The following is a 21,244-nucleotide window of genomic DNA, read 5'->3' as shown; positions in this document are numbered from 1 at the left end:
GTCACACGGAGAGTTGCTGTCGGGTGGTTTCCGGCAGCAGCTCAACCGCCTGCTGATAGGACGCGTCCACCAGGTAGTAAATCTGCGAGCCAGGAATCGATCCATCCAGATAGACGGTGCTCCAGTGCGCCTTATTGAGGTGCTTGCTCGGCCTCACGTCATCATGCTGTTGACGTAGCAAATCCGCCAGTTCAGGGCTGGTTTTCAGCGACGCCGCCGGACGGCCTTCCACCTCTTTCACCATCGCAAACAGCACATCACCCACCTTAATCTGCGTGGCTTTCCAGTCGCTGTGGACGCTCTGCTCCGCGCCGGGCTTGCTCATGCAGTACTGTAGTATCTCCGAAATTGTCATCTTTATTCCCCTTGTAGCGTGGCGATAATTTTACGCGAACCACCGTGAATGCGATGCTCTCCCAGCCAGATCCCCTGCCACGTTCCCAACAGCAGCCGGCCGTTGTGAACCGGCAGCATCAACGACACGCCCAGCAGGGAGGATTTAATATGGGAAGGCATATCGTCCGCCCCCTCATAGTCATGCTCGTAAGGCGCGTTGTCCGGGACGCTCTTCAGAAAATGGTGCTCCATGTCGGATCGGACGGTGGGATCGCAATTTTCATTCAGCGTGAGAGAGGCTGACGTGTGCTGAAGCAGCAGATGCAGCAAACCCGTTTTCACCCGCGACAGATCGCGGAGTTGCCCGATGACTTCATCCGTCACCAGGTGAAATCCGCGTGGTTTAGCGCTTAAGGTCAGGGTCTGTTGGTACCACATGTGCTGCTCCGTGATGAAAGATGAATCTTTCTAAGTGTGCAGCAAGAAGACGAAAGGTAAAACCCGCAGCAGCGAGATTTGATTAAAAAAGAGTCAAACCCGCTGCCGGATACTTAATACTCCGAGTTGACGATCACCTCTTCGCCAAACTTTCCGGCCATCGGCAGCGGTCGATAGGTCGAGTTAGAGGCACGCAATACCCTGATCCCTCTGGCCCCCACGTCATGCGCGGCGGTGATGTCGTTATCTGAATCACCGTAGAATACTTTGATATTTTTCTTTTCCAGCCATTGGGTTTTGGTGTTTTGCCCTTCTTTGTCACCGGCAAAAATGACCGGGTTCATGCTGGTCGCCGGGATCTGGAAATCATCCTGCAGCGTTTTAGAGACGGTTTCGGTTTTGGTCTGACTGCGGCCGGTAACAAAGTAGATGCTGTCACCACGCTTCACGTGCATAGCAATAAGCGCACGGGCAACCTCTTTCGGGATGCTGAATTCGTCCCAGCCGTTATTCATTTTTTCCCAGAATTCCGGGTTCTTCAGATACGCTTCGCTGTCGGGTGAATACGTTTTCTTCCCGCGCCAGAAGCCGGGGCTTGAGAACAGCACGGTATCGTCAATGTCAAAGCCCACGGCCATTGGCGCGCGGCCAATCAGGCTGTTTTCGATTTGGGCCACGGAAACCCAGTGAATGGGTGCCTGCTCGGCAAGAATGGCGGCGGTGGTGCCGGTGTAAAGCGGCGTCGGGGCAGAAGCTCGCGCGACGACGGCGCTGTTAAGCGAGAACAATAAGCAGGCGGCGCTGAGCGCCAGTGTGATCTTGCGCATATTTTCCCCTGAATATTCAGTTTGTTATCGTTTTAATTTGAGCGGATGGTCAAAAAACTACCCGACCATAACCCCAGCGGGAGGTGAAGGGAAGGAGTTTTTGCTTATGAAGCTGAATAAAAAGAAGATGATCACAGAATGCCGGGCAACGTCTTTGTACGGCCTGATGCCCTCACCCCGCCCCTCTCCCACTGTACGGTCCGGGGACATAGTGAACACTTGTTCGGGAACATGGTAGACACTTACAACTAAGGCATAAGAACCCGTTTATGGAGTCGCTTATGCCCTGGGATGCGAGAGATACCATGTCATTACGTACTGAGTTTGTTTTGTTCGCCTCGCAGGACGGGGCGAACATCCGTTCCCTCTGCCGTCGCTTCGGCATTTCACCTGCCACCGGCTACAAGTGGCTTCAGCGCTGGGCTCAGGAAGGCCCGTCCGGCCTTCAGGACCGGCCCCGCATACCCCACCATTCCCCGAACCGCTCATCTGACGACATCACTGCCCTGCTGCGCATGGCCCATGACCGCCATGAACGCTGGGGAGCCCGCAAGATTAAGCGCTGGCTCGAAGACCAGGGGCACCGCATGCCCGCCTTCAGCACCGTCCATAGCCTGATGGCCCGCCATGGTCTGCTGCCGGGCGCTTCACCGGGCATACCCGCCACGGGACGGTTCGAACACGACGCGCCGAACCGCCTCTGGCAGATGGATTTTAAGGGCCACTTTCCCTTTGGCGGCGGCCGCTGCCATCCGCTCACCCTGCTGGACGACCACTCCCGTTTTTCCCTGTGCCTGGCGCCCTGTACCGATGAACGGCGCGAGACCGTGCAGCAGCAGCTGGTCAGCGTGTTTGAACGTTACGGCCTGCCGGACCGGATGACAATGGACAACGGCTCACCGTGGGGCGACACCACCGGTACCTGGACGGCGCTGGAGCTGTGGCTGATGCGCCACGGTATCCGGGTGGGCCATTCCCGGCCTTATCATCCGCAGACGCAGGGCAAGCTGGAGCGTTTTCACCGCAGCCTGAAGGCGGAAGTGCTGCAGGGGAAGTGGTTCGCGAACGAGGGCGAACTGCAGCGTGCCTTCGACCACTGGCGGACGGTGTACAACCTTGAACGCCCGCACGAGGCGCTGGATATGGCGGTACCGGGCTCGCGGTATCAGCCGTCAGCGCGGCAGTACAGCGGCAACACAACGCCCCCGGAATACGACGAGGGCGTGATGGTAAGGAAAGTGGATATCAGCGGAAAGCTGAGCGTGAAAGGGGTAAGTCTGAGCGCAGGCAAGGCGTTCAGGGGAGAACGGGTCGGGCTGAAGGAAATGCAGGAAGACGGCAGCTATGAGGTGTGGTGGTACAGCACGAAAGTGGGGGTGATCGACCTGAAGAAAAAGTCGATCACCATGGGTAAAGGATGTTAAAAAGTGTTCACCATGTCCCCGAACACCTGTCTACCATGTCCCCGGACTGTACACCCACAGGGAGAGGGATGGTTGGTAAGTGCTTACATTACAGCAGCAAACGCCTGCGCCACGCGATGAACGTTGCTGGCATTAAGGCCCGCCACGCACATACGGCCGCTGGCGATCAGGTAGACGCCGAACTCTTCGCGCAGACGGTCGACCTGCGCCGCGCTCAGACCGGTATAGCTGAACATCCCGCGCTGCTTGAGCAGATAGTCGAAGTTATGTCCCGGCACGGCCTCTTTCAGCACGTTAACCAGCTCCTGACGCATGGACAGGATGCGCTTACGCATCGCTTCCACTTCGGCAAGCCAGGACGCTTTCAGCTGTTCGTCACCGAGAACCGTCGCCACCACCTGCGCACCAAAGTTTGGCGGGCTGGAGTAAATGCGGCGCACCGTCGCTTTCAGCTGGCCGAGCACGCGACCCGCCGCTTCGGCGTCTTCACAGACCACGGACAGACCGCCAACGCGTTCACCGTACAGGGAGAAGATTTTAGAGAAGGAGTTGCTGACCAGCGCTGGCAGCCCGGCGCTGGCCACGGCGCGGATAGCGTAAGCATCTTCTTCCATACCCGCGCCAAAGCCCTGGTAGGCGATGTCGAGGAACGGAATCAGGTCGCGGGCCTTCAGTACCTCAATCACCGCATCCCACTGGGCGTTGGTGAGATCCGCACCGGTCGGGTTATGGCAGCACGGATGCAGCAGCACAATGCTGCGCGCCGGCAGGGTGTTCAGTTTTTCCAGCAGCGCTTCGACGCGCACGCCGTTCGTTTCGCTGTCGAACCACGGATAGGTCGCCACGTTGAAACCTGCGCCCTCGAAGATCGCAACGTGGTTTTCCCACGTCGGGTCGCTGACCCACACGCCTGAATCCGGGAAATATTTTTTCAGGAAGTCTGCGCCCACTTTCAGCGCACCCGAGCCGCCCAGCGTCTGGATGGTCGCCACACGTTTTTGCGCGAGCACCGCGTGATCGGCACCAAACAGCAACGGTGCGATGGTGTTGCGGTAGGCGTTTAAGCCTTCCATCGGCAGATAAAGAGAAGCACCGTGTGGAACAGCGTTCAGACGCGTTTCGGCTTCGGCAACGGCTTTTAATTGAGGAATGATGCCATCCTCGTTGTAGTACAGACCGATGCTGAGATTCACTTTGTCGCTGCGAGGATCTTCTTTGAAACGCTCCATTAAGGAGAGGATAGGGTCGCCGGCATAGGCGTCAACTTTCTGAAACACGCGATGGTTCTCCGGAATTCGATGAGGCAGGGATTTCAACAATAAACCGGAAGCAGGTGAAGGTCGAGAGCGATATCAGGCCAGACACTCGATATATCGGCAAATGCAATCGATTCGCTCAGGCAGTGAGCCCTGCACGCGCAGAAAAGGAATATTTCGTGCCGACAGCTCCGCTTCATACCACGCTTGCTGTCGGTGGCGAAACGCCTCCCCCTGTCGGGTGCCATCCTGTACAAACGGAAATTCATCCCCGCAGAGTACGACCAGAGAATAGTCGCGTTCGGCTAACTCCTTTAACGCCTGCGGCGCGCTGCCAAACTGATCGAGCGCGTAAAACAGGGTCGTTAAAGGTGACGTATCACAGACCAGATAAGGCGCCGCGCAGGCTAATTCTTCCCGACGCACTTGCTCGCGGGCAATATGCAGCAAATCCTCCAGATCAAGGATGCCGTTTTTCTCTTCCCAGTGTTCACGACCATACTCTGCAACGTACGGAACGTTTAGCGTTTGCGCTAGTGCCTTTGCAAGCGTGCTTTTGCCCGTCGATTCTCCACCTAATAAGCAGATACGGAAAACAAAGCTGCGATACACCTCAGGGGACATCATCTTGCGATAACGATGAACATCAGAACGGATGAGCGTTCCCGATGGAGCCTCTGGTCCCTGTTGACGCTGGAGACGCACGTGCGCAACCGGTCGTCCGAAACGCTGGCTCAGGACAGTGGCAAACCCGTCTCCATAGTCTTCGGCAGTAAATACCGCCTCTGGCTGACAATGCAAAATGTCCTCACATAGCGTTGCAACATAATGCCGGTGAAGATCGTCATCAGCGTCATTCGGTGGCGGTGGCGCAAGGCCATATGAAGCCAACACTTGCGGCGAAAGCACGAGGTGGCGACATTGCGGGAAGCGCGTTGTTAACCAGTTAAGCCGCTTTTCAGGTTCGTAACCGCGTATTTCCGGCGACGAATAGCTGATGATACAGACCGTCTCGCACTGCTCAAGTGCCGTATTGATAAGCGCTTCATGGCCCGCATGTAATGGTGCGAATTTGCCTACCACCAGACCGTTGGCATACAGCTTCATTGCGCGCGGATCTCCTTACGCCACTGATACAGTCCATGCCATGCATTAAACCAAAACAGCAGATATAACCCGGCGGTCAGATGCAGGTCCCTCATCGCATACAGTGGTACCGCCAGCGTGTTAACGGCAATCCAAACGTACCAGTTTTCCAGACGTCGTTCCATCAGCATAAACTGAGCAAGAACGCTGAATGTCAAAATGATGGAGTCCAGCCAGGGAGCCCAGGCGTTGGTGTAGAGATGCAATATCAGTCCGTACACCGCCGCCACGCTCATGGCACAGGCCAGGAGAATAAAAAAATGCCCCGGTCTGGTACGACGGACAGGCAATACGTCCCCGCTATTGCCTTTCAGCCAGTGCATCCAACCGGTTATGCTCGTGATAATGAAGAAGAATTGAAGCGTAACGTCAGCATAAAGCTGCACAGAATAAAAGACCCAGGCATAAAGCCCGCTGCCTATGATGCCAATCCACCACGTATGGATGTTATTTCTGGCGGCCAGCCAGACGGAGAGCGCATAGGCCAGACAAGCAGCGATTTCTGAAGGGGACATTATCCTTCCCTGGAATAAAATGTTAGTCGATGTACTTCATCGCCACCCTTGACGTCAGGCGCGTGATAAGTTCGTAAGCACTCACTTTCGTAATTTCAGCAATACGTTCGACGGGCAGCCCTTCGCCCCACATCACCACATCGTCACCGGGCTTATCCTGGGCTTCAGGCCCCAGATCGACACAAATCATGTCCATTGCCACGCGGCCAACAATCTTCACCTCGCGACCGTTGACCAGCACCGGCGTGCCCGACGGCGCGGCGCGCGGATAGCCGTCACCATAGCCCATCGCCACTACGCCGAGACGGGTGTCACGCTCGCTGGTCCAGGTACCGCCGTAGCCCACCGGCTCGCCCGCTTTATGGTCACGCACGGCAATCAGGTTAGAGACCAGCGACATGACCGGCTGGAAGCCAAAGTCCGGCCCCCAGGGCTTATTCTCCAGCGGCGACACGCCGTAGAGAATGATGCCCGGTCGCGCCCAGTCGAAATGCGACTGCGGCCACAGCAGAATCCCGCCGGATGCCGCAATCGAGCGCATCCCCGGCTTGCCTTCGCAGAAGGTGTTAAAGATATCCAGCTGGCGCTCGGTCGCACCGCACTCGGGCTCATCGGCGCGGGCGAAGTGGCTGACAATATTCACCGGCTGGCGCACGTTTTTGCACCGGCATAAACGCTGATAAAACGCTTCCGCGCTTTCCGGACGCACGCCCAGACGGTGCATGCCCGTGTCGAGCTTCATCCAGACGGTCACCGGCTCGCTCAGTTCGGCGGTTTCGAGTGCGGCGAGCTGTTCTTCGTTATGTACCGCGGTATGCAGATGCTGGTCAGCAATGGTCGGCAGATCGCTGGCTTCGAAAAAGCCTTCGAGGAGCAGAATGGGTTGGGTAATGCCGCCCGCGCGCAGGCGGAGGGCTTCTTCAAGACGGGCGACGCCAAAGGCGTCGGCATCGGGGAGCGTTCGCGCGGTCTCCAGAAGACCGTGTCCGTAAGCGTTCGCTTTCACGACTGCAACGAGCTTGCTGGCGGGCGCCAGTTCACGCAGACGTTGCAGGTTGTGTCGCAGAGCGCGGCGGTTAATAACAACAGTTGCCGCTTGCATTTGAATTCCTTAGAAATTACTCATCATCATATTGAGGACCGGCATAGTTGTCGAAACGCGACCACTGTCCGTTAAAGGTCAGACGCACCGTCCCGATTGGGCCGTTACGTTGTTTACCAATAATAATTTCGGCGATCCCTTTCAGGTCGCTGTTCTCGTGATAAACCTCATCACGGTAGATGAACATGATTAAGTCGGCATCCTGCTCGATGGAGCCGGACTCACGCAGGTCAGAGTTGACCGGGCGCTTGTCGGCGCGTTGTTCCAGGGAGCGGTTCAGCTGCGACAGCGCGACTACCGGTACGTGCAGCTCTTTGGCTAACGCCTTGAGCGAGCGGGAAATCTCCGCGATTTCCAGCGTACGGTTGTCGGAAAGCGACGGAACGCGCATCAGCTGAAGGTAGTCGATCATGATGAGGCCGATGCCGCCGTGTTCACGGGCAATACGGCGCGCGCGGGAGCGCACTTCCGTCGGCGTCAGGCCGGAGGAGTCATCGATATAGATGTTACGTTTTTCCAGCAGAATACCCATAGTGCCGGAGATGCGCGCCCAGTCTTCATCATCGAGCTGGCCGGTACGAATGCGGGTCTGATCCACGCGCGACAGCGACGCCAGAGAACGCATCATAATCTGCTCGGAGGGCATCTCAAGACTGAAGATCAGCACCGGCTTATCCTGCAACATCGCCGCGTTTTCGACGAGGTTCATCGCAAAAGTAGTTTTACCCATCGACGGACGCGCGGCGACGATAATCAAATCCGACGGCTGCAGGCCAGCGGTTTTCTTATTCAAATCGTCATAGCCGGTGTTCACACCGGTGACGCCATCGTGCGGCTGCTGGAACAACTGTTCGATACGGGCCACGGTGGCATCGAGCACATCGGCGATGTTTTTTGGACCTTCGTCTTTATTGGCGCGGCTTTCGGCGATTTTAAAGACGCGGGATTCAGCAAGGTCGAGCAGATCTTCACTGGTACGCCCCTGCGGATCAAAACCGGCCTCGGCGATCTCGTTCGCCACCGAGATCATCTCGCGGACGACGGCACGTTCGCGCACGATATCGGCATACGCGCTGATGTTCGCCGCACTAGGCGTGTTTTTTGACAGTTCCGCCAGATAGGCAAACCCGCCGCAGCTGTCGAGCTGACCAAGACGCTCCAGCGATTCCGCGAGCGTGATCAGGTCGATCGGGCTGCCCGATTCCTGCAGACGCGCCATTTCAGTAAAGATGTGGCGGTGCGGGCGGGTGTAGAAATCTTCCGCGACGACGCGCTCGGCGACGTCGTCCCAGCGTTCGTTATCCAGCATTAAACCGCCCAACACCGACTGTTCCGCTTCAATCGAGTGCGGCGGGACCTTTAACCCTGCGACCTGGAAATCACGCTCGCGAGGTTCAGTCTGTTTGTTGAAGGGTTTGTTTCCTGCCATAGTGAATGGAGTTACCGAGATAAAGAGTGGGTCGAAAGATTACCATATTTTTCTTACGGAGGGAGCATGGCAACGCGCATTGAATTCCAGAAACACGGTGGGCCAGACGTACTCAAAGCGGTGGAGTTTACCCCCACCGCGCCTGGCGAAAACGAAGTGCAGGTTGAAAACAAAGCCATAGGCATAAACTACATCGACACCTATATTCGCGGCGGTCTCTACCCGCCGCCGTCAATGCCGAGCGGCCTGGGCACTGAGGCGGCCGGTGTCGTCGTCAAAGTGGGCAGCGCGGTTAAGCATATTAAAGAGGGCGACCGCGTGGTGTATGCGCAGTCCGCGCTGGGCGCTTACAGCTCCGTTCACAACGTTCCGGCGGATAAAGCCGCCCTGCTGCCTAACGCTATCTCCTTTGAGCAGGCGGCGGCCTCGTTCCTGAAAGGTCTGACGGTTTACTACCTGCTGCGCAAAACCTATGAAATTAAGCCCGACGAGCAGTTCCTGTTCCATGCCGCAGCGGGTGGCGTCGGGCTCATCGCCTGTCAGTGGGCAAAGGCACTGGGCGCGAAGCTGATCGGCACCGTCGGAAATGCACAAAAAGCGCAGCGCGCGCTGCAGGCGGGCGCCTGGCAGGTGATTAACTATCGTGAAGAAAGCATTGTTGAGCGGCTGAAGGAGATCACCAGCGGCAAAAAAGTGCGCGTGGTGTATGACTCGGTGGGGAAAGACACGTGGGAAGCGTCGCTGGACTGTCTGCAGCGCCGAGGTCTGATGGTCAGCTTCGGCAATTCGTCAGGCGCGGTAACCGGCGTTAACCTCGGTATTCTGAATCAGAAAGGTTCGCTGTATGTGACTCGCCCTTCCCTGCAAGGATACATCACCAACCGGGAAGAACTTGAGGAAGCCAGCAACGAGCTGTTCTCGCTGATCGCCAGCGGGGTCATCAAAGTGGAGGTGTCAGATGCGCAAAAATTCGCGCTGACCGATGCGCAGCGCGCGCATGAAGTGCTGGAGAGCCGGGCGACGCAGGGGTCGAGCTTGTTGATTCCCTGAGTCCCAAAAAGAAATTGGGCTTCCCGCGGGAAGCCCTTTCTTTTTTTAGTTCGGCTGTATGTAGGGTACAGCTCGATGAATTCTTTAACGGCAGTCATAGTGACAGATTCGATAACTAAATCCTATTCTGTTCTAAGCCATGCCGCCGGAAAAGTTACAAGTATGTGACGAACCCCTCAATACATTAGTAACGGAAGCGGTTATTGCGCTGATAACTGGGCACTTTTGGCGCTTTTATCGCCCGAATCACCCACACGACCGCAATGGCCAGCAGTAGCCACGGCAGCAGTTTGATCGTCAGCGCAAACAGTCCGCCAATAAACATGACCACCGTCGCCACCACGATAGCCGCCAGAATGCCGAGCAGCGAAACGCCTGTCGCTAACAGCATGACAAAAAAGCCAATCACAAAAAGTAGTTCCAGCATGGTGCTCTCCCACGAGTTCCCGAGTAATGCAGTAAGCATTACAAGAATCATGCCAGCATTAACCTGTTGTTATTAAAGCAAAACGCCCCGCGAACGTTCGCAGGGCGTGGTGAATTTGACGAACTTTTAGCGAAAGTTATCGCTTGTCTGCCACCAGTCGCAGCGCATGTTCCAGCACCTCAATATCGGCTCCGGCTTTATGCGCATTCTCGCTCAGGTAGCGGCGCCACTGGCGCGCGCCCGGAATACCCTGGAACAGGCCAAGCATATGGCGTGTGATATGGCCGAGATACGTGCCATTGCTCAACTCGCGCTCAATGTAAGGGTACATCGCACGCACGACGGCAACCGGATCGGTGTCCGCACCTTCGATGCCAAAGATTTCGCGATCGACCGTCGCCAGAATGCCCGGGTTCTGATACGCCTCGCGCCCGACCATCACGCCATCCATATGTTCCAGATGCGCTTTGGCCTCTTCCAGCGACTTGATGCCACCGTTGATGGACATCGTCAGGTGCGGGAAGTCACGCTTCAGTTGATACACGCGCGGATAGTCCAGCGGCGGGATCTCACGGTTCTCTTTCGGGCTGAGGCCGGAGAGCCAGGCTTTTCGCGCGTGGATGATAAACATCTCGCATTCGCCTTTCCCGGATACCGTGCTGATAAAGTCGCACAGGAACTCGTAGCTGTCCTGGTCGTCAATGCCGATACGGGTTTTGACCGTGACCGGAATGGAGACCACATCGCGCATCGCCTTGATACAGTCCGCCACCAGTTGCGCATTCCCCATCAGACAGGCGCCAAACATGCCGTTTTGCACGCGGTCGGACGGGCAGCCAACGTTAAGGTTGATCTCGTCGTAGCCGCGCGCTTCTGCCAGCTTCGCGCACTGCGCCAGCGCGGCCGGATCGCTGCCGCCCAGCTGCAGGGCAACCGGATGCTCTTCTTCGCTATAGGCCAGGTAGTCTCCCTTCCCGTGGATGATTGCGCCCGTGGTCACCATTTCGGTGTACAGCAGCGTATGGCGGGAGAGCTGGCGCAGGAAGTAGCGGCAGTGTCTGTCCGTCCAGTCGAGCATCGGCGCAATGGAGAAACGGTGTGCAGGGAAAGCGGTCTGTAATTCTGACGACATGGCGAAGTTTTAAGCATCTGGTGGAAAAGGGGCGCTACTATAGCACAAAGAAAAGCCGGAGGCGCAGCGCCTCCGGCGGACTTTAGAACGTCATGCTCAGCTGAGCCCCGGCGCCCCAGGTTTCGTCCTCGCCGTACAGGCCCATCAGGTCAACATGAACGGTGCTGAACGGTGCGAAACCGACACCACCGGTAAAGACGTTGCTGTCGTTACCCTTCACGTCCGCGCGATAACCCGCACGCACCGCCAGCCAGCTGAGCGGCGTAACCTCGGCACCGACGCCCACGTACTGCGACGTATCTTCGCTCTTGAAGCCTTTGGTTTCCGTCAGATCGCCATCGGCGGTCAGCGTCACCAGGTCGTTATGCCAGGCGGCACCGGCGGTTACCAGCGGACGGATCTGATAGGTGTCTTTATAGCTCACCACTTCCCCCGTACGGCCGTTGCGGATACGAATATCTTTGGTGTCGATGTCGCGCGACATCAGGTTTTGGCCGCTCACGCCGACCGTCCAGTTCTCGCCGAAATCAGCCGCAATACCGGCATCGACGTTAAAGCCCGTGTCGTCCGTGCGGTAGCGGCTGTCGTTCCACTTGTTACTGTCGTAATCGTAGATTGACGTGGTGTAGTTATAGACCCAGGTTTTTTGCAGCTTTGGCGTAACCCCTACGGAAACCGGGACGCCGCCAAGGTCAAACTGACGGGCAACGGCAACGCCGTAGTCGGACACAATCGCCGCACGGCCAGACGCCGTTGAGTTGAGGTTTTTAGTGATCTGATCCGTGCCGTTCAGCGCAGCGTCCAGGGCAACACCGGCAGCCACCACATTGCTTCGTTGAATACCGCGCAGATAATCAATATCTTGCTGATCGATAGACGAACTCACCCGGCCATGAGCGTACCCTTTCGCCATAAAGGCCACGGAAAGCACATCGTTAGGAATACTCACGGCAAGCCCAGCGCCTGCCGTCGCGCGTGCGGTTTTGCCCTTGAGATAGTCCAGCTCATCGGCCAGATCTTTGGCCGCGCCCTGGAATTGATTAATGGAACCTAACGGATTGGTGATGACCTGAATTGGCGTAAGGTTATCAACCACATCCTTATAATGATTGATTTTGTCGTTGATGGTATCAATCTCATCCTGAAGATTGTCCTCATCCGTCACCTGGACACCAACGGCCGGCAAAATGACCGTCACATCATCGTCCGGTTTTGCCTTTGCCAGCAACGCGGGGTTGATTAACGCCCCGCTACCATAGCTCCCAGCCGCAACGCCGGTACCACCCATAGCGTCACTCCGTGATTCTGTCCAGGTATTGGCTGCTCCCGCCTGATTTGCCATAAACAAGGAAACAGCGATACTCACCACCGAAAATTTAAAATATTTTTTCACAGTATGCCCGTTATAGTCTGTTATGAAATAACCCCTGTCTGTTATCACCCAAACAGGAACGAACTATTGCTGTGAATAAGTAGTAAAAGACCCGCTATTTCTATCCCTAAGTAAAACTCCCTTACGGCCTGTTATATTTTGTGACGGCCCTCAATATTTATAGAAGAGGAAATTATTTTTTCCCAGGTTTTCCATCATGCGGTCCAAAAAACTGGGGCGGGTGGTCTACCCAGCGATCCTCACGGGTAGCGGCATACACGGGGTTAAGAGGATAGTAGATGCGGTTGTGCTTCTTGTTGGCCTCGCCAACGACCAGTAACCGCACCTCTTCGTCCGTGTTGTTGATAAAGGTGTGGCAAATACCGGTTCCGGCAGGAAACCCCACGCTGTCGCCCGGTTCAAGTTTCCATAAATAGCCATTGATCCACGCTTCTGGATGACCTTCGAGCACATAAACGAACTCTTCTTCATCGCTTTCCGCATGCGGATAGGACGTCCTGCGCCCGGGCGGTAAACGCTCGTGATGGATACCAATGCGCCCGAGCCCAAGCTTGCGCGCCAGCGGGGCACCGATAGAAAACAGCTCGTCGCTGTCGGGATAGGTCGAATCATCCGCGCCTTCTACGTCGCGCCAGTGCCGAATACAGTCAGGTTTTTTCATTGTTTATTTCCCGGTTTGTAATGGGTCAGGTATAGCACAGACTGGCGGATCTCGGCGTTTTTACCAGAACATGATAAAGTGAGGGTTTTCCGTCCTATAACATCCGGGGTGCTAAATGGATAAGTCCACAAAAGAGCTGTTAGCGCAGGCCGAAAAGCTGTGTGCGCAACGCAATGTGCGCCTGACTCCGCAGCGCCTTGAAGTCCTACGTCTGATGAGCCTGCAGCAGGGTGCCATCAGCGCCTACGATCTGCTCGATCTGCTGCGCGAAAGCGAGCCGCAGGCGAAACCACCGACCGTGTATCGCGCCCTGGATTTCCTGCTGGAACAAGGATTCGTGCATAAAGTTGAGTCCACAAACAGCTATGTGTTGTGCCATCTGTTCGATCAGCCCACCCACACATCGGCGATGTTTATCTGTGACCGCTGCGGCGTGGTGAAAGAAGAGGCTGCGGAAGGGGTGGAAGATATTATGCATACGCTGGCAGCAAAAATGGGTTTTGCCCTGCGTCATAACGTAATTGAAGCGCACGGGCTGTGTTCTGCCTGCGTGGAAGTGGAAGCCTGTCGTCATCAGGACGCGTGTCAGCACGACCACTCTATTCTTGTGAAGAAAAAACCGCGTTAACGGCAAAAGAAAAGGCGGCTCATGGCCGCCCTCAGGGTGTACTTCCTTGTACTTGCGGGTATAGCCCGGTTACCAGCGGTAGTCGTTGCGTTTTTCCCAGTCGCCCACTTCTTTTTCCGCCTGGTCTTTCGCGTAGCCGTAACGCTCCTGGATTTTACCGACAAGCTGATCGCGTTTACCTTCAATGACGGTCATATCGTCATCAGTCAGCTTACCCCACTGTTCTTTCGCTTTACCTTTGAACTGCTTCCAGTTGCCGCCGATTTCGTCTTTATTCATCATCGTGTCCTCTTAGTTAAGCGTCGGGTCGTAACGTCCGTTACGTTCTTTTCTGCTGGACGTGATAATTATTGTAGTTAAGGACTCGGCAGTTGATTTCATATTCGGAATCTTTAACCGTTACGATATATCGTGCCGCGAGGGGAGCCAGGTATTGTTCTGCCAGTGGCGCCGCCAGATAAAAGCCAGCGATAACCCACGCAGCGAGAGGAAAACGGCCAGGGCCAGCCACAAACCGTGATTACCCAGCCAGGGAAGCGTCAGCAGCGTCAGGCCGAACCCCACGGCCGCAACAGCCATGCTGTTACGCATTTCAGCTCCGCGCGTCGCCCCAATAAACATGCCGTCCAGCAGATAACACCAGACGCCGACCACCGGTAAGATGACTTGCCAGATGAGATAGTGACTCGCCAGTTCGCGTAGCGCAGGGATAGACGTCAGCAATGCAACAATCTGCTCACCAAAGCAGGCGTAAACCAGGCCGAACGCCAGCGCCACCAGCCCTGACTGGCGGCAGGCTGCCCGCCAGACGTCCCGCAGTTGCCCGCTTTCGCGCGCGCCGTACGCCTGGCCCGAATGCGCTTCTACCGCATAGGCAAAGCCATCCAGCGCGTAGGCGGTAAAGGTAAGCAGCGTCATCAATACCGCATTGACCGCGACAATTTCTGGGCCCAGTCGGGCCCCGAAAACCGTCAGCGCGCCAAAGCAGAGCTGAAGCAGCAGCGAGCGCAGCATGATATCTCGGTTAAGCGCCAGCAGCTTACGGATATTGCCGCGCCATGCGGTTTTGAGCAGCGCCAGGGAGATCCCGCGCATCACCAGCACGCGCCAGACCATCCACAAGCCAATGATAAAGGTCCCATATTCGGCAATTGCCGTCGCCAGCGCCGCGCCCCGCACGTTCATATGCAGGCCCATTACCAGCCAGACATCCAGCACAATGTTGAGAAGGTTGCCTACTACCAGCAAAATCACTGGCGCACGGGCGTACTGCACGCCCAGTAGCCAACCCAGCAGAACCAGGTTTGCCAGCGAGGCGGGCGCGCTGAGCCAGCGGATTTCAAGGAAACGGCGCGCCTGAGCCAGTACCGCCTCGCTGCCGCCGACAACATGGAGCGCAAGGTCGATCAGGGGCGCACGCAATACAATGATTAATGCTCCCGCACCAAGCGCAAGAATCAGCGGCTGGACCAGCGCGCGCGCCAGGCGCAGCGGATCTTTTGCACCATAAGCCTGTGCCGTGAGCCCGGTGGTGCTCATGCGCAAAAAGAGCAGCAGCATAAACAGGAAACTGGTTGCCGTCGCGCCAATCGCCACGCCGCCAAGATAAACAGGCGAATCAAGATGACCAATAACGGCAGTATCGACCAGACCCAGCAAGGGCACGGTGATATTGGAGAAAATCATCGGCAGAGCAAGACGCCACAATGCCTTATCTGATGCCGTCAGCAGTGACATGAAAAATACCGGAAGTGTGGAATGAAGCAGGCTACAGCGGCGCCATAGCCTGTCAGGAAGAGGTTACAGCCATTCACCGTTGCGAATGACCCCAACCGCCAGTCCTTCGATAGAGAAGTTATGTTCGCGAAGATCGACCACAATCGGGGAGAACTCGTTGTTTTCAGGCAGCAGCTGAACGGTGTTCCCCTGTTTTTTCAGACGCTTTACGGTGACTTCATCATCTATGCGCGCGACAACCACCTGGCCGTTACGAACATCTTGCGTTTTGTGCACCGCAAGCAGATCGCCATCAAGAATACCGATGTCTTTCATCGACATACCGCTAACGCGCAGCAGGAAATCAGCACTCGGTTTGAACATGCCAGGATCGACCTGGTAGTGGCCTTCAATATGCTGCTGTGCCAGTAAAGGCTCACCGGCGGCAACACGGCCTATCAGCGGAATGCCCGTCTCTTCTTCCACCAGCAGGCGGATACCGCGTGACGCGCCTGAAACAATCTCAATCACGCCTTTACGCGCCAGCGCTTTCAGGTGTTCTTCGGCAGCATTTGGAGAACGGAAACCCAGACGCTGCGCGATTTCCGCACGCGTCGGTGGCATACCCGTCTGGCCGATATGATCCCGGATGAGATCAAACACCTCTTGCTGCCTGGTCGTTAACGCTTTCATTCCGCCCCCTGGGTGTATATACAGTTATGCTGTGAGTATATACAGTCAAAGGCGATTTTGGAACCAAAAACTGCACAAAAAACCAGGGACTTAATTATTCCTCGAGGCTCATCGGAAATGTGACCAAAGCAGCGTGACCCAGGTGATAACGGCAGTGATAATCGCCAGCAACACGGCAGCAGAGCCCATGTCTTTTGCGCGGCCAGAAAGCTCGTGGAAATCTGAACCAATGCGATCGACAACGGCCTCAATAGCGCTATTAAGAATTTCCACTATCATCACCAGAAGTACGGAACCGATAAGAAGTACGCGGGTAATAGCATCAACATCAAGGAAACAGGCGACGATCACCGCGATGATAGCGGCGACGCCCTCCTGGCGAAAGGCGGCCTCGTTGGCCCATGCGGCACGGAAACCTTTCCATGAATAGCCGGCAGCTTTGATGATACGCGTTAACCCAGTGGTATTATTGGCCATTAAAAGAACCTTTTATGAAAAAAAGCGTCAGTAACAGGAACTGTAGCGCGTTTCGCTACAGCCTGAAGTATGACGGGTAACAACAGAAATTTTGCGCGCTTTCTGTTATCCTTGCGCCGCAATTGCATTATTAACCAGAGGCTTTACATCGTTTATGTCCGGCTGGCCACGAATTTACTACAAATTACTTAATTTACCATTAAGCATCCTGGTAAAAAGCAAGTCTATCCCAGCAGAACCCGCGCTGGAATTGGGGCTCGATACCTCGCGTCCTATTATGTATGTTTTGCCTTATAACTCGAAGGCAGACTTACTGACGCTTCGCGCCCAGTGTCTGGCGCATGACTTACCGGACCCGCTTGAACCGCTTGAAGTTGACGGTACGCTGCTGCCGCGCTACGTCTTCATTCACGGTGGACCGCGCGTGTTTACCTACTACACGCCAAAAGAAGAGTCCATCAAGCTGTTCCACGACTATCTTGACCTGCACCGCAGCAACCCCGATCTGGATGTGCAGATGGTGCCGGTATCGGTGATGTTTGGTCGTCGTCCGGGCCGTGAAAAAGGTGAAGAGAACCCGCCGCTGCGCATGCTTAACGGCATCCAGAAGTTCTTCGCGGTCTCCTGGCTGGGACGCGACAGCTTTGTGCGTTTCTCCCCTTCCGTTTCGCTGCGTCGAATGGCGGACGAGCACGGTACCGACAAGATCATCGCGCAAAAACTGGCGCGCGTGGCGCGTATGCACTTCGCCCGCCAGCGCCTGGCTGCCGTAGGGCCGCGTCTCCCGGCGCGTCAGGATCTGTTCAACAAGCTGCTGGCCTCCAAAGCGATTGCCCGCGCCGTTGAAGACGAAGCGCGCAGCAAGAAAATATCGCATGAGAAAGCCCAGCAGAACGCCATTGCGCTGATGGAAGAGATTGCAGCGAACTTCTCTTACGAGATGATTCGCCTGTCGGATCGTATTCTCGGCTTTACCTGGAACCGCCTGTATCAGGGCATCAACGTTCATAACGCCGAGCGCGTACGCCAGCTGGCGCACGATGGCCATGAGATTGTCTATGTTCCCTGCCACCGCAGCCACATGGACTACCTGCTTCTTTCCTACGTGCTCTATCACCAGGGGCTGGTACCGCCGCATATTGCTGCCGGTATCAACCTGAATTTCTGGCCAGCAGGTCCGATTTTCCGCCGCCTGGGCGCGTTCTTTATCCGTCGCACCTTCAAGGGCAACAAGCTCTACTCCACCGTGTTCCGCGAATATCTGGGCGAGCTGTTCAGCCGCGGCTATTCCGTTGAGTACTTCGTGGAGGGCGGTCGTTCCCGTACCGGACGCCTGCTCGATCCGAAGACCGGCACGCTGTCGATGACCATTCAGGCGATGCTGCGCGGAGGAACCCGTCCAATCACGCTGGTGCCAATCTACATTGGCTATGAGCACGTGATGGAAGTGGGCACGTACGCCAAAGAGCTGCGCGGTGCGACCAAAGAGAAAGAGAGCCTGCCGCAGATGCTGCGCGGCTTGAGCAAGCTACGCAATCTCGGTCAGGGCTACGTGAACTTCGGCGAACCGATGCCGCTGATGACGTATCTGAACCATCACGTTCCCGAGTGGCGCGAATCCATCGATCCTATCGAAGCGATTCGTCCGGCCTGGCTGACGCCAACGGTCAACGGCATCGCGTCCGAGCTGATGGTGCGCATTAACAACGCCGGTGCGGCTAACGCCATGAACCTGTGCTGTACGGCGCTTCTGGCTTCGCGTCAGCGTTCTCTGACCCGCGAACAGCTCACGGAGCAGCTGGATTGCTATCTGGACATGATGCGCAACGTGCCGTATTCCGTTGATTCAACCGTGCCTTCTGCTACCGCCAGTGAGCTTATCGATCACGCGCTGCAGATGAACAAGTTTGAAGTCGAAAAGGACACGATCGGCGACATCATCATTCTGCCGCGCGAGCAGGCAGTGCTGATGACCTACTACCGCAACAACATCACCCATATGCTGATGCTGCCGTCGCTCATGGCGGCTATCATCACCCAGCATCGCCGTATTTCGCGTCAGGAGCTATTGCGTCACGTTGAGACGCTCTATCCGATGCTGAAAGCGGAGCTGTTCCTGCGCTGGAGCAAAGACGAGCTGGCGGGCGAACTGGACAAACTGACGGAAGAGCTGCGTCGTCAGGGACTGATCACCGTCTCAAATGACGAGCTGCACATCAATCCGTCGCGTTCCCGAACCCTGCAACTGCTGGCGGCCGGCGCGCGCGAAACGCTGCAGCGCTACGCCATTACGTTCTGGCTGCTGAGTGCGAACCCGTCTATCAACCGCGGTACGCTGGAGAAAGAGAGCCGGACGCTGGCACAGCGCCTGTCCGTTCTGCATGGCATTAACGCCCCTGAGTTCTTCGACAAAGCGGTCTTCAGCTCTCTGGTCCTGACGCTGCGTGACGAAGGCTACATCAGCGATACGGGCGATGCCGAGCCGGAAGAGACCCTGAAGGTGTACCAGATGCTGGCCGAACTGATCACCTCGGACGTTCGCTTGACGATCGAGAGTGCGACGCAGGGCGAGTGATGTGAAAAAGCCGGGTGGTGGTTTCACCTGACCCGGCCTGGCATTCTGCATAATATAAAGGCCCGGTAAGCGTTAACGCTACCGGGCCTTATTTTTGAGCCTTGTTAAATCACCGCATTCAGCTCAGCAGTGTGAAAGCAATCATCCCGACAATCGCACCCGTCGTGCCGAGGATGGTTTCCATCAGCGTCCAGGTTTTCAGGGTTTGCGCTTCGGTGGCGCCGGTAAATTTACCGAACAGCCAGAAGCCCGCGTCGTTAACGTGAGAGACCACAATCGAACCGCCCGCGATACAGATAGACAGCGCGGCCATCTGCGCACCGGAGTAGTTCAGCTGTTCAATCACCGGCATCACCAGACCCACGGCGGTTAAACACGCCACGGTGGCGGAACCCTGGATGATACGTACCGCCGCAGCGAGCACGAAGCAGGTGACCGCAATCGGCAGGCCCATCCCGGTCAGCGCTTCGCCCAGAGCCGGGCCCACGCCGGAATCCACCAGCACCTGCTTGAACACGCCGCCGGCGCCGATCACCAGGAGAATAATGCCCGCCGGCTGCAGCGCGGCACCGCAGATCTCCATCACCCGGTCTTTTGGCATCCCCTGACGCATTGCCAGGCCGTAAATCGCCACCAGACACGCCACCAGGATCGCCGTGAACGGGTGACCGATAAACTCAAACCACTCGTAGGCGCTGGAACCCACCGGCACAAAGCGCGCGGCGATGGTTTTCAGACCCACGAGAACCAGCGGCAGCAGGATCAGCGACAGGCTGAAGCCGAAGGACGGCATTTTGCCCTCTCCCAGGTGCGGCTCGGTGATGTCATCCGGAATATGCAGCTCAACGTAACGGCTGATGAAGTTGCCCCACAGCGGGCCGGCAATAATCATCCCCGGAATTGCCGCGCACAGGCCAATCAGGATCATCCAGCCAAAGTCGGCGTGCATCTGGGATGCCAGCAGCATCGGCGCAGGCCCCGGCAGCAGAAACGCTGCAGCCGCCGCCACGCCCGCAAACAGCGGAATGACCAGCTTCACGAGGTTAGTACCGGTATGGCGCGCCATGGAGAACGCGACGCTTATCAGCAGCACAACGGCCACTTCGAAGAACAGCGGCAGCGCGCAAATCAATCCCGCAAGACCAATCGCGTAGTGCGCGCGGCTGTGGCCGAAGGATTTCAGCATCTTGACGGCAATCTGGTCGACCGCCCCCGTCTCGTGCAAAATCTTGCCAAACATCGCGCCCAGCGCGACCACAATCGCCAGGAAGCCCAGCGTGCCGCCCATCCCTTTTTCCATCGTCGCGGCGATCTTGTCGAGCGGCATACCGGAAAAGAGACCTGCACCTATAGAGACCACCATCAAAGCAACAAAAGCGTGCATACGCGCCTTCATCACTAAAAACAGCAGCAGCAATACCGAACCCACTGCTGTCAAAACTAGCGTTAATGTACTCAAAACTTACTGCCTTTTATTGATGACCTCGATGGTGCTGGCAACAACACCCTCCAGTGACTGATCGATATCAACCACTAAGACGTCTTTCTCGTCTTCACCCGGCTCCTGCAGCGCTTCGAACTGCGTCACCAGCATCTGGGTTTTGAAGAAGTGACCTTTACGCGCCTTCAGACGGCTTTCAATCACCTCGAAATCCCCTTTCAGGTAGATGAAAGAGAGGTTCGGGTTGCCGTCGCGCAGCAGGTCGCGGTAGGTTTTTTTCAGCGCGGAGCAGACGATCAGGGAGACTTTGTTGGTGCGCTGCATCGCGAACGCGGCGTCATTCAGCGCCTGCAACCACGGTTTGCGGTCGTCATCGTTCAGCGGCTCGCCGGAGGCCATTTTCATGATGTTGCTGCGCGGATGGAGGAAGTCGCCATCAAGAAACGCAGCCTGGAGTTGATGCGCCACTTCGCTGGCTACGGCTGATTTCCCGCTACCGGAAACGCCCATCAGGACGTAGACGTGGTGATCGTGATTAGTCGTGCTCAAAGGGTGTCCCTCAGTCAATTGTTACGGGT

Annotated in this window: 22 protein-coding genes; 4 read left to right on the top strand and 18 right to left on the bottom strand. The window is 56.5% G+C overall.

Annotated elements, in window-relative coordinates:
- Window position 1 precedes the first annotated feature (1 nt).
- The 3 genes from F0320_RS01445 to aphA all read right to left on the bottom strand — a co-directional run bounded on the left by F0320_RS01445 (window position 2) and on the right by aphA (window position 1,601).
- Window positions 2-355, bottom strand: a complete 354-nt coding sequence (locus tag F0320_RS01445) for an MmcQ/YjbR family DNA-binding protein (protein ID WP_023310053.1) — start codon at window positions 353-355, stop codon at window positions 2-4.
- 2 nt (window positions 356-357) lie between these two features.
- The gene (locus F0320_RS01440; protein ID WP_023310052.1) at window positions 358-774 is read right to left on the bottom strand and encodes a secondary thiamine-phosphate synthase enzyme YjbQ; all 417 of its coding nucleotides are present in this window, start codon (window positions 772-774) and stop codon (window positions 358-360) included.
- A gap of 113 nt (window positions 775-887) precedes the next feature.
- The gene (gene aphA / locus F0320_RS01435) at window positions 888-1,601 is read right to left on the bottom strand and encodes an acid phosphatase AphA (protein WP_032662578.1); all 714 of its coding nucleotides are present in this window, start codon (window positions 1,599-1,601) and stop codon (window positions 888-890) included.
- A 281-nt stretch (window positions 1,602-1,882) separates the two neighbouring features.
- Between aphA and F0320_RS01430 the strand changes: the two genes are divergently transcribed.
- A complete protein-coding gene (locus tag F0320_RS01430; protein WP_431605437.1) occupies window positions 1,883-3,025 on the top strand; it encodes an IS481 family transposase in 1,143 nt (380 codons plus the stop codon).
- An 83-nt stretch (window positions 3,026-3,108) separates the two neighbouring features.
- Here F0320_RS01430 and tyrB read toward each other — a convergent pair whose 3' ends face one another.
- The 5 genes from tyrB to dnaB form a co-directional block, all read right to left on the bottom strand.
- A complete protein-coding gene (gene tyrB / locus F0320_RS01425; protein ID WP_047653102.1) occupies window positions 3,109-4,302 on the bottom strand; it encodes an aromatic amino acid transaminase in 1,194 nt (397 codons plus the stop codon).
- A 75-nt stretch (window positions 4,303-4,377) separates the two neighbouring features.
- Window positions 4,378-5,388, bottom strand: coding sequence for an AAA family ATPase (locus F0320_RS01420; RefSeq protein ID WP_126331167.1), 1,011 nt, complete (start codon window positions 5,386-5,388; stop codon window positions 4,378-4,380).
- Window positions 5,385-5,942 (bottom strand): nicotinamide riboside transporter PnuC, encoded by a 558-nt coding sequence (gene pnuC / locus F0320_RS01415; protein ID WP_126331166.1) that lies wholly within the window; start codon window positions 5,940-5,942, stop codon window positions 5,385-5,387. The genes F0320_RS01420 and pnuC overlap by 4 nt, the downstream gene beginning before the upstream one ends.
- Window positions 5,943-5,964: 22 nt before the next feature.
- Window positions 5,965-7,044, bottom strand: coding sequence for an alanine racemase (gene alr / locus F0320_RS01410; protein WP_032662599.1), 1,080 nt, complete (start codon window positions 7,042-7,044; stop codon window positions 5,965-5,967).
- A 16-nt stretch (window positions 7,045-7,060) separates the two neighbouring features.
- A complete protein-coding gene (dnaB, locus tag F0320_RS01405) occupies window positions 7,061-8,473 on the bottom strand; it encodes a replicative DNA helicase (RefSeq protein WP_023310046.1) in 1,413 nt (470 codons plus the stop codon).
- A 66-nt stretch (window positions 8,474-8,539) separates the two neighbouring features.
- On the opposite strand from dnaB, the gene F0320_RS01400 reads away from it, so the two are divergent.
- Window positions 8,540-9,523 carry a quinone oxidoreductase gene (locus F0320_RS01400; protein WP_149323976.1) on the top strand — a complete coding sequence of 328 codons (984 nt, stop codon included), beginning with the start codon at window positions 8,540-8,542 and terminating at the stop codon, window positions 9,521-9,523.
- Between the two features lie 184 nt (window positions 9,524-9,707).
- Here the strand turns inward: F0320_RS01400 and pspG are convergent, their stop codons facing one another.
- From pspG to F0320_RS01380, 4 genes are all read right to left on the bottom strand, one after another.
- Window positions 9,708-9,950 (bottom strand): envelope stress response protein PspG, encoded by a 243-nt coding sequence (gene pspG, locus F0320_RS01395; RefSeq protein ID WP_023310044.1) that lies wholly within the window; start codon window positions 9,948-9,950, stop codon window positions 9,708-9,710.
- A gap of 136 nt (window positions 9,951-10,086) precedes the next feature.
- Window positions 10,087-11,082: a tRNA dihydrouridine(20/20a) synthase DusA gene (gene dusA / locus F0320_RS01390; protein ID WP_126331162.1), complete on the bottom strand. Its 996-nt coding sequence runs from the start codon at window positions 11,080-11,082 to the stop codon at window positions 10,087-10,089.
- Between the two features lie 82 nt (window positions 11,083-11,164).
- The gene (locus F0320_RS01385) at window positions 11,165-12,424 is read right to left on the bottom strand and encodes a conjugal transfer protein TraF (protein ID WP_126331171.1); all 1,260 of its coding nucleotides are present in this window, start codon (window positions 12,422-12,424) and stop codon (window positions 11,165-11,167) included.
- 223 nt (window positions 12,425-12,647) lie between these two features.
- Entirely contained in the window at window positions 12,648-13,136 is a 489-nt protein-coding gene (locus tag F0320_RS01380; RefSeq protein WP_063440737.1) for a cupin domain-containing protein, read from the bottom strand.
- Window positions 13,137-13,251: 115 nt separating this feature from the next.
- Here F0320_RS01380 and zur point away from each other — a divergent pair, with 115 nt between their 5' ends.
- Complete coding sequence (zur, locus tag F0320_RS01375) at window positions 13,252-13,764, top strand: zinc uptake transcriptional repressor Zur (RefSeq protein ID WP_008503369.1); 513 nt, start codon at window positions 13,252-13,254, stop codon at window positions 13,762-13,764.
- Window positions 13,765-13,833: 69 nt separating this feature from the next.
- Here zur and F0320_RS01370 read toward each other — a convergent pair whose 3' ends face one another.
- The 4 genes from F0320_RS01370 to F0320_RS01355 form a co-directional block, all read right to left on the bottom strand.
- Window positions 13,834-14,043: a CsbD family protein gene (locus F0320_RS01370; protein WP_014830284.1), complete on the bottom strand. Its 210-nt coding sequence runs from the start codon at window positions 14,041-14,043 to the stop codon at window positions 13,834-13,836.
- Between the two features lie 120 nt (window positions 14,044-14,163).
- Window positions 14,164-15,501 carry an MATE family efflux transporter DinF gene (dinF, locus tag F0320_RS01365; protein WP_126331160.1) on the bottom strand — a complete coding sequence of 446 codons (1,338 nt, stop codon included), beginning with the start codon at window positions 15,499-15,501 and terminating at the stop codon, window positions 14,164-14,166.
- A 63-nt stretch (window positions 15,502-15,564) separates the two neighbouring features.
- Window positions 15,565-16,173 (bottom strand): transcriptional repressor LexA, encoded by a 609-nt coding sequence (gene lexA / locus F0320_RS01360; protein ID WP_023310039.1) that lies wholly within the window; start codon window positions 16,171-16,173, stop codon window positions 15,565-15,567.
- A gap of 108 nt (window positions 16,174-16,281) precedes the next feature.
- On the bottom strand, window positions 16,282-16,650 hold the full coding sequence (locus F0320_RS01355) for a diacylglycerol kinase (RefSeq protein ID WP_111964212.1): 369 nt from the start codon (window positions 16,648-16,650) through the stop codon (window positions 16,282-16,284).
- 154 nt (window positions 16,651-16,804) lie between these two features.
- Here F0320_RS01355 and plsB point away from each other — a divergent pair, with 154 nt between their 5' ends.
- Window positions 16,805-19,225: a glycerol-3-phosphate 1-O-acyltransferase PlsB gene (plsB, locus tag F0320_RS01350; protein WP_033144402.1), complete on the top strand. Its 2,421-nt coding sequence runs from the start codon at window positions 16,805-16,807 to the stop codon at window positions 19,223-19,225.
- Window positions 19,226-19,343: 118 nt separating this feature from the next.
- Here plsB and gntU read toward each other — a convergent pair whose 3' ends face one another.
- Both gntU and gntK read right to left on the bottom strand, forming a co-directional pair.
- Window positions 19,344-20,684: a gluconate transporter gene (gene gntU, locus F0320_RS01345; protein WP_010436459.1), complete on the bottom strand. Its 1,341-nt coding sequence runs from the start codon at window positions 20,682-20,684 to the stop codon at window positions 19,344-19,346.
- 3 nt (window positions 20,685-20,687) lie between these two features.
- A complete protein-coding gene (gntK, locus tag F0320_RS01340) occupies window positions 20,688-21,215 on the bottom strand; it encodes a gluconokinase (protein WP_008503362.1) in 528 nt (175 codons plus the stop codon).
- Window positions 21,216-21,244 lie beyond the last annotated feature (29 nt).

The organism is Enterobacter dykesii, from assembly GCF_008364625.2.
GTDB classification, from domain to species: domain Bacteria; phylum Pseudomonadota; class Gammaproteobacteria; order Enterobacterales; family Enterobacteriaceae; genus Enterobacter; species Enterobacter dykesii.
This window is presented reverse-complemented; position numbering and strand designations above follow the sequence as displayed.

Bases quoted from the DNA above. Each gene is read 5' to 3' on its own strand.
- F0320_RS01445 (WP_023310053.1), bottom strand. From the start codon at position 355: ATGACAATTTCGGAGATACTACAGTACTGCATGAGCAAGCCCGGCGCG.
- F0320_RS01440 (WP_023310052.1), bottom strand. From the start codon at position 774: ATGTGGTACCAACAGACCCTGACCTTAAGCGCTAAACCACGCGGATTT.
- aphA (WP_032662578.1), bottom strand. From the start codon at position 1,601: ATGCGCAAGATCACACTGGCGCTCAGCGCCGCCTGCTTATTGTTCTCG.
- F0320_RS01430 (WP_431605437.1), top strand. From the start codon at position 1,883: ATGCCCTGGGATGCGAGAGATACCATGTCATTACGTACTGAGTTTGTT.
- F0320_RS01420 (WP_126331167.1), bottom strand. From the start codon at position 5,388: ATGAAGCTGTATGCCAACGGTCTGGTGGTAGGCAAATTCGCACCATTA.
- pnuC (WP_126331166.1), bottom strand. From the start codon at position 5,942: ATGTCCCCTTCAGAAATCGCTGCTTGTCTGGCCTATGCGCTCTCCGTC.
- alr (WP_032662599.1), bottom strand. From the start codon at position 7,044: ATGCAAGCGGCAACTGTTGTTATTAACCGCCGCGCTCTGCGACACAAC.
- dnaB (WP_023310046.1), bottom strand. From the start codon at position 8,473: ATGGCAGGAAACAAACCCTTCAACAAACAGACTGAACCTCGCGAGCGT.
- F0320_RS01400 (WP_149323976.1), top strand. From the start codon at position 8,540: ATGGCAACGCGCATTGAATTCCAGAAACACGGTGGGCCAGACGTACTC.
- pspG (WP_023310044.1), bottom strand. From the start codon at position 9,950: ATGCTGGAACTACTTTTTGTGATTGGCTTTTTTGTCATGCTGTTAGCG.
- dusA (WP_126331162.1), bottom strand. From the start codon at position 11,082: ATGTCGTCAGAATTACAGACCGCTTTCCCTGCACACCGTTTCTCCATT.
- F0320_RS01385 (WP_126331171.1), bottom strand. From the start codon at position 12,424: ATGGCAAATCAGGCGGGAGCAGCCAATACCTGGACAGAATCACGGAGT.
- F0320_RS01380 (WP_063440737.1), bottom strand. From the start codon at position 13,136: ATGAAAAAACCTGACTGTATTCGGCACTGGCGCGACGTAGAAGGCGCG.
- zur (WP_008503369.1), top strand. From the start codon at position 13,252: ATGGATAAGTCCACAAAAGAGCTGTTAGCGCAGGCCGAAAAGCTGTGT.
- F0320_RS01370 (WP_014830284.1), bottom strand. From the start codon at position 14,043: ATGAATAAAGACGAAATCGGCGGCAACTGGAAGCAGTTCAAAGGTAAA.
- dinF (WP_126331160.1), bottom strand. From the start codon at position 15,501: ATGTCACTGCTGACGGCATCAGATAAGGCATTGTGGCGTCTTGCTCTG.
- lexA (WP_023310039.1), bottom strand. From the start codon at position 16,173: ATGAAAGCGTTAACGACCAGGCAGCAAGAGGTGTTTGATCTCATCCGG.
- F0320_RS01355 (WP_111964212.1), bottom strand. From the start codon at position 16,650: ATGGCCAATAATACCACTGGGTTAACGCGTATCATCAAAGCTGCCGGC.
- plsB (WP_033144402.1), top strand. From the start codon at position 16,805: ATGTCCGGCTGGCCACGAATTTACTACAAATTACTTAATTTACCATTA.